The organism is Nostoc sp. (assembly GCF_036917465.1).
Classification (GTDB): domain Bacteria; phylum Cyanobacteriota; class Cyanobacteriia; order Cyanobacteriales; family Nostocaceae; genus Nostoc.
On sequence record NZ_JBALDL010000061.1, the window covers coordinates 1 to 15,317 of the forward strand.

Genomic DNA, 15,317 nt, shown 5'->3' on the forward strand with positions numbered 1-15,317 from the left:
GACGCAAGTCGAGAGAGTAGGCTTTCATTGCCACCAGTTATCAGTAAAATTGCTCTTTTCTATTGTACTGCACTAGACTAATAACCGCTATATCAATTTCATCTACTTGAGCGCTCATGCGAATTGCAGTTTCTTCTACCGCCGAAGAACCTGCTCTATTTAACCAGGTACTCACATGAGTATGAGAGTGATTACCCTCGTGTAATTCTGCGCCACAAATACAGCGTTGAGAATTGAGTAAATCATTCACAAATTCCCGCGAAATTCCTGATGTTAATTCACCGCGCTGCTTCAAATCATTGATAATTCCTCGAAACTGGGATGTAGTTTCTGAGAGCAAAACGGTATAACCCCGCGCAGAAATAACTTTTTTCAGCGCTTCCTTCGTTTTTTTATATTCTTCTTGATTCGCCGTCTTCTGTGATTCTAAATCCTGCCATCTTTCTTGCAATTCCTTAGCAGCACTCAATTCTCGCAAACGGTTACTTGTCTCTTTTTTAAAAGTTTGTTGATATTCTAACTCTTCTTTAATTTCAGTTTGCCGTTTGGTAATGCGTTCGCGTTCGCGTTCTATTTTTTCTTGCTGTCGTAATAACTGTTTAGTTTCAGAATCACCAATCGCTTTCAAATCATTTTCTAGAGTTTTTTTAGCATCTCCCAAATGTCTGATGGAACGGTTGATTACTTCCACACCCAAGAAGATTTTTGTAGCTTCAGCAATTTCAGCTTTTTTATCAGAACGAACAATTTCTTCAATTCGTTCGCCGTCGAAGAAAAAATATTGATGTAAGGTTGCGGGTAAAATTTGATTAATTATATCGTCTGGTTGCTGAATTGGAATATTCCATTTGCCATCATCCGCACCAACCCACATGGTTAATTGAGTTTTACCAGCGTCAAAATCACCTTCATTTTTATATCCCCGACAGGCGCGTTTAACTCGATAGCGTTTACCTTCATGTTCCCAGCCAATCTCTACCCAACATTCTACAGCTTGACCTTTTTGGGTTTCTGCGATCGCACGTTTATTCACCAACTGCTCTATCGATGCGAACGCTGCACTAAATTTATCATACAATACCCACGTAAAGGCATTCAGCAAGCTAGTTTTTCCAGAGCCATTATTCCCATGAATAATTGTCGTGTTCTGAGCATCCCCCCCAGCGATGCTCATCTCTGGTGTCATACCATAAAAGGAGCGAAAGTTGCAGAGCTTGATTGAAGTCAGCTTCATCGCACCTCTTCCTTAATAATGTCCAAAATATTATCATTTATATGGCTGTTAATCTTTTTATCTAGTCTGCCTTTTTCCAGCTTCCATACCCGCTCAATAATTTGCCGTACTTCTGGCGGTGCGGTGGTAATTGGCTCTTGAACATCATCAATATTCGCCTCTTGTGACATATCGGATTTTAAAATATAGTTTTTCTACATTTTAACTTTCTCTAGTGCTAGAATAGCCTCCTTAAACCCACTATTAGCGTTATCTTTAAAATCCTAATTTTCTTTGAAAAAGCACTTTATTCTTTAATTCTTTTCTGTTATTATATTAAGTAATCTAGATTATAATGGGATGTAAATAAAATTTTTAAAGCGGCTTACATCCCATTATTATTAAATCCATACTTTTATTATTTCATACTTAATGCTTCTTTTTTCAAAACTCGAAAAATTTTATAAAAAAATACAACTATTTTCTGGTTCATCATCAAATATCTAATAAACCATATCGCTTTTGTAAATCAAGTAACTTCATTCTTGCAACACCTGCGTTATCAGCCAAATCAGCAAACTCTACAAAGCGCCGTAATTCCTTTTTCAACAAATTACGCTCAACTTCGATAGTTTCTCTATCTAAATCTGGTGGCAAGACAATCATGTCGAATATTGTCGCGCGTTCTTTACCCGGATGAGGACGTAAAACTCGCCCCCGTCGCTGGATAAATTGGCGGGGATTACCAGAACTTGATAAAATCACCGCAGTTTGAATTGCCGGAATATCGACACCTTCATCTAAACAACGAATTGCGACTAAACCTTGTAACTCTCCACTTTCAAATTGATGGCGTAATATTTCCCTTTCTTGTAAAGTTGTTTGAGCCGTATAGGTACTTACCTTATACCCCAAATCCACTCCCAGAATTTTAGCAACAGCTTTAAGTTGGCGTAGAGATGAACGTTGTCCCGCATCCTGTGAACCATCACTGCAATAAAAAAGAGTGTGGCTCGTTTCACGGCGAGTTGCCATTAATTCATGCAAGGCGGTTAATTTATTTTCCGCCGCACCAATTAATCTGGCTCTTTGCATCAATAAAGGTTTTAAATCTTCATTGTCTTCAAAGTTTCCTGATTCTCCATTTCCTCGTTCTCTATATAATAGCGATCGCCCAATTCTTTTAGTTAACCTTAAATAGGCAATACTTTCGGCTTCAGTTAACTCCACCAACACCGGATAATACAGATAATGTACCAAAGCCCCTTGAGCGATCGCATCCCTTAAAGTAAACTCTGGTTGGAGAACTGGGCCAAAATAATCAAATAAAGATTGCGTGCCAAAATCATCAAAATATCTCTCCGGTGTGGCAGATAAAGCTAGTCTCAACCCCACACTACGCGGTAAACTTTCTTCTAACTTGGGTGCGCCCAAATTATGCGCTTCATCCCCAATAATTAAAGTTTTAGCGGGAAAATATTTGAGTTGAGACTGAAACCCATCTCCAATTAAAGTGGAGTTCGTAGTAATCACAGTCATAAACCGTTGAGAACCAGAACGCAGATTATAAATTTGCCCAGAAAGTTGACTTTGCCAAGTGCGTAAATTCTCGAAAGCTAAAATTGGTTGCAAATTAAACTTTTCACATTCTCGCGCCCATTGGGTAACGAGATGGCGGTAGGGACACACCACCACCAGAACTTGTAAATTAATCTGCTGATATAATTCACAAGCGATCGCTAATGCAGTAATAGTTTTACCACTACCAGTAGCCATTTTCAGCGTCCCTCTGCCATTGTTGGTAAACCAGCTAGCGATCGCTTGGCGCTGATATTGCCGCAATTGCAGAGACGGAGGCATTTTTGGGCATCCTGGTAATAGTTGCGTGTGATAACTGCCCTTACTTTCCCTTGTAAATGGTAATTTCAACCGGAAAGTGGGCAGTTGCTGCACTGAATTTTTCGTCAGGTACATATTCATTTAGTCATTAGTCATTAGTCATTGGTTATTGGTACTTATCTTTCCCAATCCCCACTCCCCACTCTCCATTAATCAGTTGTAACCACGCCAAACACCAATGAGTGAACCTTGCACCTGTACTTGCATAGCACTGACTTCAATGGGATTGTACTTAGGATTTGCTGGTTTGAGAGTAACGCGATCGCCTTGGCGATAAAAACGTTTTAATGTTGTACCAAATCCATCTACTCTGGCGGCGACGATCGTGCCATTTTTCAAATGATTTGGTTCTGCTACTGGACGCAGAAATACTACATCGCCATCAGTAATTAAATCTTCAATCATGCTATCGCCAGCTACGCGTAAAGCGTAAGTCTGGGGAGGTAAATCGAAATTAGAAAAGTCTAAATGATCTACAGCATCAGTAAACGGTTCTATTAAACCACCAGCCGCGATCGTCCCCAAAATTGGTATACCTTGCTTCACAGGACGCAAAATCCGAATCGTTCGCGCTTGTCCTTCAGTCCATTCTATATATCCCTTAGTGCGTAAATGTTCTAAACGACTTTGAATTGGTGCTGGTGACTTCAGGTTCATCGCTTGCATCATTTGCCGAATAGAAGGCGAATGCTGGTGCGTTCTGATATATTCTGCCAACCATTCGTAAAGTTCTTGTTGAGCTTCCGTTAGACGTTCCATAAATTTGTGGGAAGTGATTATTAATGTCTCTAGAACATTAGTACTACAAAAAACTCCCCATAACAAGAGAAAAGTAAAAATATGAAAGGCAAAAGTAAGATTATTTTATTTTCTTTTGCCTTTAACTTTTGATTTTTGACTTTCTACTCTGCCCCTAAAATACTCGCAAGCAAAGCTTTCTGCGCGTGGAGGCGATTTTCTGCCTGTTCCCAAACTCTTGATTGGGAACCTTCAATAACTGCCTCAGTAATTTCTTCACCGCGATGGGCTGGTAAGCAGTGTAAAACAATTGCCTCTGGGTCAGCAAGGCTTAATAGCTGTTCCGAAATTTGGTAAGGCTGGAAAATTGGCATCCGATTATCTGCTTCTGCCTCTTGCCCCATACTCGCCCAAACATCAGTGTAAAGTACAGCAGAACCCTTAGCGGCTAATTCTGGATCGTGAGTTACGAGGACTTCCGTTTTGTTATTAGCGATCGCTCTTGCTTGTTCTACAATTTTAGAATCTGGCTCATATCCGCTAGGGGTTGCAATTTTAACATTCATCCCCACCAAAGCACAACCCAACATCAGAGAATTAGCCATATTATTCCCATCACCCACGTAGGTCAAAGTTAGCCCAGCAACGCTATTAAAGCTTTCTTGAATCGTCAATAAATCAGCTAATACCTGACAAGGATGTTCTGCATCAGTCAGCGCATTAATGACCGGAATCTTGGCATAATGAGCAAAAGTTTCTAAATCCTGCTGGGCAAAAGTGCGAATTGCCAAAATATCCAGATATCGATCTAATACCCGCGCTGTATCCTGTAAAGGTTCCCCGCGACTAACTTGAGTGACATTAGGGTTAAGATCGATTACCTGTCCACCCAGTTGGTACATCGCCACCGTAAAACTTACCCGCGTGCGAGTTGAAGCTTTGGAGAACAACAACCCCAAAACTTTATTACACTGCAACTTCAGCTGTTGCGATTTAAGTTGAGTTGCCAATTCCAGAAGTTCTTGAACTTCTGTAGGACTGATGTCCGCTAGACTTAATAAATCTCGTCCGAGCAATGCTGCCATGCTTATAAACTGTAAAAAATAATTATATATTTCTGTCCCTTAATTCAGCCGTGCTAAGAGAATACAGTTTTAGAACCGTACAAATATTTTTGCGTCCAGTCTAGGATTTGAGTTAGCTTTTGCCAAACTTGCGGATTTCCTAGCCCAATGTAGTCAGAAGGAAATATTTTAGCGATCGCACCTAGACAAATAAACCGATTATGGTACAATAAGAAATTGTGGTTGCTAATTAAAAGTAAACACAAAATTTGCCAGCATAGCACAGTGGTAGTGCATCCGACTTGTAATCGGAAGGTCGCGAGTTCAAATCCCGCTGCTGGCTTGGAGTATACATAAGAATTTGAGTTGTCAATTGTGTACAGTAATTAAGCTAATTGGCAATCTACTGCAAGTGCATCATGTCTTAAAACTTATGGAACGAAAAGAAAGGACAAATTAAACGGGCATCCTTCAGAATATCTTCAAGTTCAGATAACACAACTTAAACTTTTTATGTAAGATTAACTTGATTTTTATACATATACATTGAAAATGTTGATTTGCCAGAGACGGTTACTAAAATTGAAGAAAAGCAATCTGATGAAATAATAGGGAAAAACTTCGGCTAAATGTTTATTCTATTACTGAAAACTTTTTGGTGTTATGAATAAGGAATTGGCACGATCGCACCAATTCCTTACACTTTTTATCCTTATTATTGGTTTAACCAAATTTCTAAATCAGCAATAGTAGAAAAGTCTAGCAATGCTTCTCCTAGATTTTCTAATTGTTCAATTGATAATCCTTGAATTCGCTCGATTAATGATTCATTAATTTCCCCAACACGGCGATTGAGCAGACGTGTAATTAAATATTGTTCTCCTTCCTGCCTTCCCTCTTGTTTGGCTTGTTCCCTATCTCTTTGATAAAGTGGTTCTAATCGCATAATTAACTCCCTATCATCTGCTTCTAATTGTTGATTTACTCTCAAGTTTTCGCGCAAGTTGTAAACTAATTCGAGGGTTGCTTTCTGGTATGGATGATTTAATGGTAACGCTTGCAATTCAATAATCGCTTTTGACTGCACGCTTCCCCTACCCAAAAGCCTCAACCATAAAGTTTCTGGTATTTGGGGTAGTTGATGTATCGCTACAATTACTGTCCGCAAAGCATCTGGGAGAAAATGTACTCCTGATAACCAACCTTCTTTTTGCATAGTTCCAAAGCTAGATAATCTAGTTTCAGATACCGTTGGAGTCAGAACCCACAATTTGGGAATTTCTGAGTCCTGAAGTTTGGTTTTCTTAGCTTTAGCTTCTCGTCGTAAAACAGCTTTGACTTCTAATAATTTGAGAATACAGTCGCATATTTCATCGGTAGAAGCGGGATTGCGGAATGGTTCTATGAGTGCAGGATGTTCAGCAAATCTTCCTAGTAAACCCAGTATTTGTAAATTAGAGTTTTGCTGTTTGTCAGGAGTGAATAAAACATCTATTTCTTTAATCTCTCCTGAAACTTTTTCTGATGCCTTGACTTCTCCGTAATCTTTTAGTAATTCTTCTAGATAGTCTTTGGCAAATTTGTCATGTATAAAGCGCGTCATTCAATTAAGAGTCCTCTAGTTATTTAAATTATCAAGAGTTGGTGCAATGCGCGATGCCTTGGGCGTAGCCATCGCGCCAACTCCCTACACCTTTTATTTCCTAGACTTGCTATCTAATTAATACGCTCACTACATCGCCTGATTCACCTAAATTACCTGCTTTTACAGGTTTAGACCAAAAGCCTACTTCTGCATAACCTGTAGTATGCAAGAGTTGGATAGTCCCCTTAACTACATTAGGACTACCGACTAGCAGGTGTTTTATCTTTTCTCTACTTACCTGAACTCGATCGCTGTTGTCAGCCATTGTCTATCTGCATATTATTCAATGTTTTCTATGACAATCGTTGTCATATATGATAACAAAAATACAGAAGCTAGGTTATCATAAAAGTTAACAAAGTCTACTCCTTGTCCTGTCATAATGGAAACTATGGGAAAAGCAGGACAAGCACTCAGACAGGTTTTAGAATCGTACAACATCAGCCAAAGCCAACTAGCGACAGGTTTAGGTGTTGAGCGTCCGATTGTCTTTCGTTGGTATCACGAAAAAATTGATCCTACATCTGAAACTGTTGCAGATATTGTTAAAGCATTAAATAAAATTAATAAATCAGCTGCAAATGATTTCATCCAAGCATATTTAGGAGAGTTAACATTTTTTAAAAATCCACTTATTACTCAAGATTTACCGCTATCAGATAACGTTAATGTTACAGTCTTAACACAAATTTTTAATGATACAACTAACTCTTATAAATACCTGTATTTTTTATCATTATTAGACATTATCAAAAGAAGAAGTTTTGATACTTTATCACCTATTAGCTTTCAAGAGATTATCGTTGAGATGTTTGCTAATGCTTGGTATCCTCATAAATACTTTAAACTTTCTTTTGGTAGACAAGACAAAATCGCTGATAAGTTAGATACTCTGAAATTAGAAATTACAGAACCGATTTTAAAATTTAGAGATACAGATAAAAAACTTTTACGTGCAACTATTCATAATCAAAATATTGATGACACTGTAAACTCTATTAATCGCTATGTATCTTATCGTTTAATTCGTCCTTTCTTTTCTCAAGAAACGAGAGGATTAAAAGATTATGATGTTAACCCTACTATTATTAGTTTGGCCAACAATCAATTTGATACTAAAAAGCCCTTATATTACTTTAACGCTGAAGATCAGAAAAATTGTAACGCCATTATTTTACATCCCGATTGGATTCAATATTTAGAGGAAAACTACACAATAGTTAGGGGGTGGGCTTCTTGGGAATGGTTGAATTATATGCAGCAGAGAAACCCCAGCACTCCTAATGTGGTTAACAAATTATTTATGCCACAAGAAAGAGATTCTTTGGCAAATCAAAATAAATATTGGAAAACTATTTTAGAATATCGAGATATTGAATGTATTTATTCAAAAGTTAAATTAAATAAGAATGAAATTTCCTTAGATCATTATTTGCCTTGGTCTTTTGTAGCTCATGATCAATTATGGAATTTGATTCCAACAACAAAATCTGTTAATTCTTCTAAATCTAATAGTTTACCATCAGAAGAATATTTTCTTGATTTTGTAACATTACAACATTTAGGTTTAACGATTTATAAGCAAATTGTTTCTCAAATAAAATGGTCAAATGATATTGAGACTTTTGTTGCAGAGTTGAAAGTTGATCAACCAGACGAATTATTAAATTTAGAAATCCTCATTAATGCTTATACAAAAACTATAAAACCTTTAATTTCTTTAGCAACTTTGCAAGGTTTTACTCCTAATTGGATTTATGTCTAAGAAACAATGAACCTACTTTAGTAATTTGGTTGGCATATAGTGAAGAACTTTGCGAACAAGCAGTTACAGAATTTCAAAAAGCCTGGGACAGTTTAGGCGAACAGCTACGCTGGGCGGTTACGCCATCGCACCACCACCACTTACCGCTTCTGGGGCAACCATGAGTTAAACTTAGCACAAGCGCAAGATGGCTTAGTCGTAGCAGGATTAGCGAAAGTCTATCACGCCGCCAAAAAGAGTATTCGCTTTATTAATCAACTGGGTGTGCGTTGTTCATTGGTCATTATCGATGAAGCCCATCAAGCAGTTGCCGAAACCTATAAACTCGTCTTAGATGCTTTAGTCATCCCCTATGAAAAAACCGCCTTATTAGGTTTAACCGCTACACCCGGACGGACTTGGGCTGATATTAACACCGATGCACAACTAGCAAAATTCTTCGCCCAACAGAAAGTTACTTTAGAAATCCCAGGTTACGACAACCCCATTGATTATCTCGTCGATCAACAATACCTCGCTAAAGTTAACTATCGCTCATTATTTTATGAAACTGGTATTGAACTAACTCCCCAAGACCTGAATCGGATTAATACAGAGTTAGACATCCCCCAATATATCCTCAATCGGTTAGCAGCAGACGAACAACGCAACCTCCGCATCATCCTAGAACTAGAAGCACTAGCCCAACATCATCAACGGATTATCATTTTTAATACCTCCGTTGAACACGCCCGACTCCTCGCTTCAATATTGCGTTTCAGAGGATTTAATACTGATGCTGTTACAGGCGATACCCCCAAATCAGAGAGAGAACGGCTGATTCAAAGCTTTAAAGACGAACAGCCCCAAACCAAGATTTTATGCAACTACGGCGTTTTAACCACTGGATTCGATGCACCCAAAACCAGCGCCGCCGTTATCGCCCGTCCCACCAAATCCCTTGTCCTCTACAGCCAAATGGTAGGACGCGCCATTCGCGGACTCAAAGCTGGGGGTAATGCGATCGCCGAAATTGTCACGGTTGTAGATAGCCAACTCCCCGGTTTTGGTTCAGTAGCATCAGCTTTTCACAATTGGGAAGACGTTTGGAGGAAAAACCCATGAATGCTAACGCCCATGATATCGTGCCGACTCACCTGGCAGTGCAAGCAATGCGCGATAACGGTTATAAAAATGCCGCTTATGCGATCGCTGAATTAATGGATACAGCACTTACGGCAGCTATGAGGTACATTCTCAAAGCTGAAAGCTATGATAGAAGAGGGGCAAGAGGAAAACTGTATTGCATAATAGCCGGAAGCGCTGTAATGCCATTCAAGCCGGTGCATCCCAGGTAGAGTTACTGTGTGGGGAACGTAAACAACAAGTAGAGGGGAGGAAGCGATCGCGTATTGAACAAATCGCAGTATTAGATAATGGTCGAGGTATGGATGCTAATGTTTTACGTCTAGCACTGCAATTTGGAAATGGTACATATTTAGATGAAGATAAACATACCGGAATTGGACGTTTTGGCATGGGTTTACCCTCGTCCTCTATTTCCCAATGTCAACGTGTAGATGTGTGGTCATGGCAAAATGGTCTAGAAAATATACTTCATACTTACCTTGATTTAGATGAAATCAAAAATCGGCGACTAACCGAAGTACCCGAACCTAACGTTCAACCAATTCCGATGATTTGGAGAAACATCGGTCAAAAATTTGGTGAAAATGGCACATTAGTAGTCTGGTCAAAAATCGACCGTTGTATTTGGCGAACCGGAAAAGCGATTATTGATAACTCTGAATTTGTAATTGGCAGAATGTATCGCAAATTTATTAATAGTGGCGAAATTAAAATCCGCATGGTGGCGTTTGACTTAGATGCCTTATATGACCTGATTTTAGAAAAATATGCTTTACCTAACGACCCTGGTTATCTAATCGAAAAAACCTCCTGTGATCCACCATTTGATAATCACGCAATGTTCCAACCTTGGCAGGGTGATACATCTTATGAAGCTATTTTTACTATTGATTTTCGTGAACAGGAATATGAAGTCAAAGTTCGCTTTTCTTATGCTAAAGAAGAAGCACGTATAATAGAAGGAGTGAATAATCCAGGAAGTACACCTCATGGACAACACGCAAAGAAAAACATTGGAGTTTCTATTGTTCGTGCAGGTAGAGAACTAGAACTAGATACGGGAGTAGTCAATGGTTATGAGCCTACAGAACGTTGGTGGGGTGTAGAAGTAGAATTTCCACCCTCTCTTGATGATATTTTTGGTGTCACTAATAATAAACAATCAGCCCGGAATTTTAGTGAACTTTTACAAGTCAATATTCAATCTTTATTAGAGGCAGGTAAAACAATTACCCAACTCAAAGAAGAACTCAAAGAAGACGGAGATCCCAAAAGTCCTCTTTTAGATATAGCTCATAAAATAAATAGTCAATTAAGTATTATCCCTGCTTTAATCAAGGCACAAACAAAAGGCACTCGTACCACACCTGAAAAACGTCATGACCCTTATAAAACTGAGAAAGTAGCCACTACAGTCACCCAAGAACGTAAATCCCAGGGTTACAAAGGTCAAAGTGATGTAGATGAACTATTACCCAAAGAAGAACGAAAACAAGTCATTAAAGAAACTTTAAAAGAAGAAGGAGTTACAGAAAGCAAAGCCGAATTATTAGCAGCTACAACAGTAGATGATGGCTTAAAATATACCTTTATTGAAGCCCCTCTTGATACTTCTGCTTTCTTCTCCGTTAAACCCAGAGGAGGAGCAATTATTGTTACTTTGAATACCAATCATCCGGCTTATCAAAATTTAGTAGAAATCTTAGAGGAGGATGTAGATAAAGCCGACATAGATACTTTACGTTCTCGGTTGATCAACTCCTTAGATGGATTGAAGCTACTTTTAATGGCATGGGCAAGATATGAGGATGAACAACCAGATGGTAAACGCAAAGAAAATGCTCAAGATACTCGCATTGATTGGGGGAGAGTTGCCAGAAGATTCTTAGAGAATGAGTAATCAAAGAAAATGACTACACAAGAAAAAATAATTTACCTTGATTACCATTCAACTACTCCCGTTGACCCCAGAGTAGCAGAGAAAGTCATGTACTATATGACTACTGCTTTTGGTAATGCTAATAGTGTAGATCATAGTTCTGGAGACGAAGCAGCAAAAGCAGTTAAACAAGCCGGTCAACACATAGCAGAATTAATCAATGCTTCTGGCAAAGAAATTATTTTTACATCTGGTGCAACAGAAAGTATTAATTTAGCAATTCAGGGACATATTAATCAACAAAATACTCCCGCCAAAATAATTGTTTCACCAGTTGAACACAAAGCAGTTTTAGATACCTGCAAAGCATTAGCCAAAAAAGGACTTGCGGAAATAATTTGGTTAAATGTCAATCAACAAGCCCAAATTGATTTAGAACATCTAGAAAAAGTCTGCTCTGGCGGGGCTTCCTTACTCTGTGTGATGGCTGCTAATAATGAAGTAGGGACAATTTACCCAGTACAAAAAATTGGTGCGATCGCACAAAAATATAATATCCCTTTTTTATGTGATGCTTCCCAAGCAGTCGGCAAAATTCCTATCAACTTTCAAGACTGGGGGATTACCTATCTAGCAATTTCTGGACATAAACTGTATGCACCTCAAGGAGTTGGTGCATTAGTAGTGAGAAAAGGTTATCATCTCCAACCCCTTATCTATGGTGGTGGACATCAACAGGGACTGAGATCGGGTACACTCAATGTCCCCGGAATCGCTGGCTTGGGCGAAGCTTGCAGATTGAGACAGTTGGAGATGGGAGTAGATGAAAATGGGATGCCTGCGGCGGGCTGCACCTACGGACTTTTGCGAGATCAACTGCAAAACTTGCTGCAAGCTCAAATTTCTAATTTACTGGTGAATGGAGACTTAAAAAACCGTTTATCAGGTAACTTACATATTTCTATCCCTGACATTCCTAATAGTGCCATTATTGCTAGAGTTCGCCATCAATTAGCTATTTCTACAGGTGCGGCTTGTTCATCAGGTATTGTCGCGCCATCTCACGTTCTACAAACTATGAATCTTGCAGAAAATATAATTGAGGGAGCCTTGAGAATTGGTATTGGAAAATTTACAACCAAAGAAGAAATCGAAAAAGCATCTTCTCTGATTGTCAATGCAGTAAATGAAATTCATCAACTTCTCTAAATTTAAATTACACAATATATCAAATTTTAAAATACAGCAGTTTCCAGTAACTGAGGTACAAAATGCAGGAATTAAAATCAGATATAAATAGTTTCTAACTCCTGCTTCCAAACCCCTAACTTTGTACTTCATGCAAAAGAAAACTGCTGTAATTCGGCAAGCGATACTTATGATTTCGCAAGTTTTCGGTAGCGTTCTTGAACTTCCTGAATCGAAAACAAAGTTTCAAACTTCAACCCAGATGACTGGTACAACTCACTTCCACCTTGCTCTCGGTCTATCAGTGAAATTACTTGATTTACAGTATAACCTGCATCTTTAAGGCGCTCAACCGCTTTCAGAGCAGATTGTCCAGTTGTTACCACATCTTCCAAAACTACTACTTTGGCACCCTCTGGTAAACTAGGGCCTTCTATATAAGCTTTCGTTCCATAACCCTTGGCTTCCTTGCGAATAATCAACGCTGGTATCGGTCGATTTTCATAAACAGAAACTATACTCACTGCTGTCACCATTGGGTCAGCCCCCATCGTTAAACCTGCTACAGCCTGAGTATCTACGGGTAGTAAAGGAAACAGCAATCGTCCAACAGCTAAAGCACCTTGGGGATGGAGTGTTACCTGCATTTTATTGACATAATAAGAGCTACGTAGCCCAGAAGCGAGAACAAAATCACCCTCTTGATAAGCAAGTTGACAAAATAAATCTAGTAGCTTGTGGCGTAAGGTGGTCAAATCAGCAGTGGTTGACCAAATATCTGAGTGGGTAAGAGTTTCAGTAGGATACGTCATTACAAAACATTAAAAGTTGTGCTACACCAAAGGTTGAACTCATAAGAGTTCTGAACTTAAGCATAAATTAAGATTCGCCCAAAACGAAAATTGAGGAGTCAGAAACGTGCGTATAACATTTAAAACCTTTCGTGGTTTATTGGTGCTGCTAGCTGCTGGTATAGCTTTCCCCTCAGTAGCATCTGCCCAAACTGAAACCCCCAAAGCTGAAACTATCAGTGATGTATTTGAACGAGCTTTTTTTCGTCACGATCGCAATTTCTACGAAAATAGCAGTAGCCTTAAGCGTCAGATAGATGTATTTCTAGGATCTGGTTCCGGTTTCGGTGGTTCCTTCCCAGAAAATGAAGTTGCCCATGATGCTGAGTTGGTTAACACTTTATATCATGATGCCCTGACTCAGCAAGTTGGCAACGATCCTTATATTCGCACCCCTGATTTACCAAATCCTTATAACACATCGGTGATCATGTCTCCTCGTTTGAATAGCAATAAACTCAAAGTCGGAACTGAATTCAGGTTTGAAACCTTACCATCTAGGTAAGATTAGGGAGCGGGGAGTGGCGAGCAAGGGATAATAATTACTAACCAACAACTCAGCAACGCTCAGTATAAGCGCCTATGCCCCATGCCCTTTATTACTATTTATTTCATCTTCAGTGCGCCCTGCTGGAATCGAACCAGCCTGAAGGCGAATTATGAGTTCGCTGCCTCCCCAATCGGCCAAAGGCGCTTGTTTTGTTGGGTTTTCGTTACTAAAAGTTAATTATTTAAACTTTTAGTTCAACTTTATTAGCTAATGTATCCTAGACAATTACATAATCATACCACGAATCTTTCGCCTATGAATACTCAGATGGGAATCAGCTAGAAATTAAATAAAAAAAAATCGAAAAATCGATGAATTAGAAATATTTGTCGGCTCAAAAAGCAAAACTCGCATCTGCACGGCAGCGAGCAACTTAAAAGAGAGAATTTTGGCATAAGTTTGGAGCGATCGCATTTACATTAGATATCTCCAAAGCATGAGTTAGGGCGATAGACCCATTTTAGATTAGGGATAAGCGATAAAATAATAGTTAATACTTTCGTAATATTGCTCTTTAAACTCCTCTTTATTTAAAGGCTTTTCACCATTCAACCATGAATCCAGTAAAGAAATTTTAAGTCCACATTCCAAACAAAGTAAGTTATAAATATCATCAGGTTTAGTTGCACAGTAGTCTGCCGCTACTGAAGCAAACTCAAATATTATAATAGGCTTGTCTGTTTTAATAATATTTTTTGCGCCAACTAAAACTTGCAGTTCTGCTCCTTCAACATCTATTTTTATCAATGATACCTTTTGATTACTATCTAATTTACCATCTAATATATTATCTAAGAGATCGGTTTCTACACTTATTTCAACTATCTTCTTGTCTGATCTAAGATACTGACTCTTTTGTAAACCGCTGTAAGCAGGAGAATCTACGACATAGTTAAACTTTGCAGTCCCTTTTGTGTCACTTAATGCCATGTTATATATTTCAATATTTGGCAAATCAAATTGTTTAACTAAATACTTATAGGAAATAGGTAATGGCTCAAATGCAAAAAACCTACCTTGGCTACAATAGTTCAGCATTGTGCCTAGTATGATCCCGTGATGACAGCCTATATCTACACAAATCGAGGAAGAATGTAAGGCTTTTTTGATAACTTTTCCTGTCAAATAGTCATAGTTAGCTGCTTTACGGGCTGTTTGGGATAAAAATAATTTTGCTATAAGAAGTTTTAGATAAGGTATGTTTTCTAAACCTATAAAGGAACGAAGAATACCTATAGCGATAAGTTTCATAATTTTTTATGTTGTCACAAATATCTATTTTTTATATTTTAAAATATCTGTGTATAGTATAATTTAATTTTTATTTTACAGTTAAAACCGGGGCGAATTATATATTGAATTACATCAAAAGTCAACCTTTCTGCCTAGCAGCTTAT

16 protein-coding genes, 2 tRNA genes and 2 pseudogenes are annotated in these 15,317 nt (G+C 38.5%); 9 read left to right on the top strand and 11 right to left on the bottom strand.

Annotated elements, in window-relative coordinates; translation table 11 throughout:
* Positions 1 to 49 precede the first annotated feature (49 nt).
* The 6 genes and pseudogenes from V7K38_RS13650 to V7K38_RS13675 form a co-directional block, all read right to left on the bottom strand.
* A pseudogene (locus tag V7K38_RS13650) lies at positions 50 to 1,234 on the bottom strand (AAA family ATPase); the annotation flags it as partial.
* The gene (locus tag V7K38_RS13655) at positions 1,231 to 1,404 is read right to left on the bottom strand and encodes a hypothetical protein (protein ID WP_334858506.1); all 174 of its coding nucleotides are present in this window, start codon (positions 1,402 to 1,404) and stop codon (positions 1,231 to 1,233) included. The pseudogene V7K38_RS13650 and the gene V7K38_RS13655, both read right to left, overlap by 4 nt.
* A gap of 304 nt (positions 1,405 to 1,708) precedes the next feature.
* Entirely contained in the window at positions 1,709 to 3,187 is a 1,479-nt protein-coding gene (locus V7K38_RS13660) for a DNA phosphorothioation system restriction enzyme (RefSeq protein WP_334858508.1), read from the bottom strand.
* A 78-nt stretch (positions 3,188 to 3,265) separates the two neighbouring features.
* Positions 3,266 to 3,871: a transcriptional repressor LexA gene (gene lexA, locus V7K38_RS13665; RefSeq protein ID WP_094353042.1), complete on the bottom strand. Its 606-nt coding sequence runs from the start codon at positions 3,869 to 3,871 to the stop codon at positions 3,266 to 3,268.
* Between the two features lie 143 nt (positions 3,872 to 4,014).
* A complete protein-coding gene (gene argF / locus V7K38_RS13670) occupies positions 4,015 to 4,935 on the bottom strand; it encodes an ornithine carbamoyltransferase (protein WP_334858510.1) in 921 nt (306 codons plus the stop codon).
* Positions 4,936 to 4,988: 53 nt separating this feature from the next.
* On the bottom strand, positions 4,989 to 5,198 hold the full coding sequence (locus tag V7K38_RS13675) for a hypothetical protein (protein WP_334858511.1): 210 nt from the start codon (positions 5,196 to 5,198) through the stop codon (positions 4,989 to 4,991).
* Here V7K38_RS13675 and V7K38_RS13680 point away from each other — a divergent pair.
* Positions 5,186 to 5,257 (top strand) — tRNA-Thr (locus V7K38_RS13680). The genes V7K38_RS13675 and V7K38_RS13680 overlap by 13 nt on opposite strands.
* Before the next feature lie 372 nt (positions 5,258 to 5,629).
* Here the strand turns inward: V7K38_RS13680 and V7K38_RS13685 are convergent.
* The gene (locus tag V7K38_RS13685) at positions 5,630 to 6,517 is read right to left on the bottom strand and encodes a DUF4351 domain-containing protein (protein ID WP_334858513.1); all 888 of its coding nucleotides are present in this window, start codon (positions 6,515 to 6,517) and stop codon (positions 5,630 to 5,632) included.
* Between the two features lie 109 nt (positions 6,518 to 6,626).
* Positions 6,627 to 6,824, bottom strand: coding sequence for a hypothetical protein (locus tag V7K38_RS13690; protein ID WP_334858515.1), 198 nt, complete (start codon positions 6,822 to 6,824; stop codon positions 6,627 to 6,629).
* A gap of 126 nt (positions 6,825 to 6,950) precedes the next feature.
* On the opposite strand from V7K38_RS13690, the gene V7K38_RS13695 reads away from it, so the two are divergent.
* The 7 genes and pseudogenes from V7K38_RS13695 (at position 6,951) to V7K38_RS13725 (ending at position 12,540) form a co-directional block, all read left to right on the top strand.
* Positions 6,951 to 8,324: an HNH endonuclease domain-containing protein gene (locus tag V7K38_RS13695; protein WP_334858517.1), complete on the top strand. Its 1,374-nt coding sequence runs from the start codon at positions 6,951 to 6,953 to the stop codon at positions 8,322 to 8,324.
* 29 nt (positions 8,325 to 8,353) lie between these two features.
* A complete protein-coding gene (locus V7K38_RS13700) occupies positions 8,354 to 8,488 on the top strand; it encodes a hypothetical protein (RefSeq protein WP_334858518.1) in 135 nt (44 codons plus the stop codon).
* Between the two features lie 73 nt (positions 8,489 to 8,561).
* Positions 8,562 to 8,657: pseudogene (locus V7K38_RS13705) on the top strand (hypothetical protein); the annotation flags it as partial.
* Between the two features lie 75 nt (positions 8,658 to 8,732).
* Entirely contained in the window at positions 8,733 to 9,428 is a 696-nt protein-coding gene (locus V7K38_RS29675; RefSeq protein ID WP_442940770.1) for a DEAD/DEAH box helicase, read from the top strand.
* Complete coding sequence (locus V7K38_RS13715; protein ID WP_334858520.1) at positions 9,425 to 9,661, top strand: hypothetical protein; 237 nt, start codon at positions 9,425 to 9,427, stop codon at positions 9,659 to 9,661. The genes V7K38_RS29675 and V7K38_RS13715 overlap by 4 nt, the downstream gene beginning before the upstream one ends.
* Positions 9,607 to 11,352, top strand: coding sequence for an ATP-binding protein (locus tag V7K38_RS13720; RefSeq protein WP_334858522.1), 1,746 nt, complete (start codon positions 9,607 to 9,609; stop codon positions 11,350 to 11,352). Before V7K38_RS13715 ends, V7K38_RS13720 begins: the two co-directional genes overlap by 55 nt.
* 9 nt (positions 11,353 to 11,361) lie before the next feature.
* Positions 11,362 to 12,540: a cysteine desulfurase family protein gene (locus tag V7K38_RS13725; protein ID WP_334858524.1), complete on the top strand. Its 1,179-nt coding sequence runs from the start codon at positions 11,362 to 11,364 to the stop codon at positions 12,538 to 12,540.
* Between the two features lie 167 nt (positions 12,541 to 12,707).
* On the opposite strand, the gene pyrE is transcribed toward V7K38_RS13725, so the two are convergent.
* Positions 12,708 to 13,331 (bottom strand): orotate phosphoribosyltransferase, encoded by a 624-nt coding sequence (pyrE, locus tag V7K38_RS13730; protein ID WP_334858526.1) that lies wholly within the window; start codon positions 13,329 to 13,331, stop codon positions 12,708 to 12,710.
* 106 nt (positions 13,332 to 13,437) lie between these two features.
* Here pyrE and V7K38_RS13735 point away from each other — a divergent pair, with 106 nt between their 5' ends.
* Entirely contained in the window at positions 13,438 to 13,875 is a 438-nt protein-coding gene (locus tag V7K38_RS13735) for a hypothetical protein (protein WP_334858528.1), read from the top strand.
* Positions 13,876 to 13,991: 116 nt separating this feature from the next.
* Here V7K38_RS13735 and V7K38_RS13740 read toward each other — a convergent pair.
* A tRNA-Ile gene (locus V7K38_RS13740) sits at positions 13,992 to 14,064 on the bottom strand.
* A 321-nt stretch (positions 14,065 to 14,385) separates the two neighbouring features.
* Complete coding sequence (locus V7K38_RS13745) at positions 14,386 to 15,171, bottom strand: FkbM family methyltransferase (RefSeq protein WP_334858530.1); 786 nt, start codon at positions 15,169 to 15,171, stop codon at positions 14,386 to 14,388.
* Positions 15,172 to 15,317: the final 146 nt, after the last annotated feature.

Bases quoted from the DNA above. Each gene is read 5' to 3' on its own strand.
- V7K38_RS13655 (WP_334858506.1), bottom strand. From the start codon at position 1,404: ATGTCACAAGAGGCGAATATTGATGATGTTCAAGAGCCAATTACCACC.
- V7K38_RS13725 (WP_334858524.1), top strand. From the start codon at position 11,362: ATGACTACACAAGAAAAAATAATTTACCTTGATTACCATTCAACTACT.
- argF (WP_334858510.1), bottom strand. From the start codon at position 4,935: ATGGCAGCATTGCTCGGACGAGATTTATTAAGTCTAGCGGACATCAGT.
- V7K38_RS13685 (WP_334858513.1), bottom strand. From the start codon at position 6,517: ATGACGCGCTTTATACATGACAAATTTGCCAAAGACTATCTAGAAGAA.
- V7K38_RS13715 (WP_334858520.1), top strand. From the start codon at position 9,425: ATGAATGCTAACGCCCATGATATCGTGCCGACTCACCTGGCAGTGCAA.
- V7K38_RS13695 (WP_334858517.1), top strand. From the start codon at position 6,951: ATGGGAAAAGCAGGACAAGCACTCAGACAGGTTTTAGAATCGTACAAC.
- V7K38_RS13660 (WP_334858508.1), bottom strand. From the start codon at position 3,187: ATGTACCTGACGAAAAATTCAGTGCAGCAACTGCCCACTTTCCGGTTG.
- V7K38_RS13690 (WP_334858515.1), bottom strand. From the start codon at position 6,824: ATGGCTGACAACAGCGATCGAGTTCAGGTAAGTAGAGAAAAGATAAAA.
- lexA (WP_094353042.1), bottom strand. From the start codon at position 3,871: ATGGAACGTCTAACGGAAGCTCAACAAGAACTTTACGAATGGTTGGCA.
- V7K38_RS13745 (WP_334858530.1), bottom strand. From the start codon at position 15,171: ATGAAACTTATCGCTATAGGTATTCTTCGTTCCTTTATAGGTTTAGAA.
- pyrE (WP_334858526.1), bottom strand. From the start codon at position 13,331: ATGACGTATCCTACTGAAACTCTTACCCACTCAGATATTTGGTCAACC.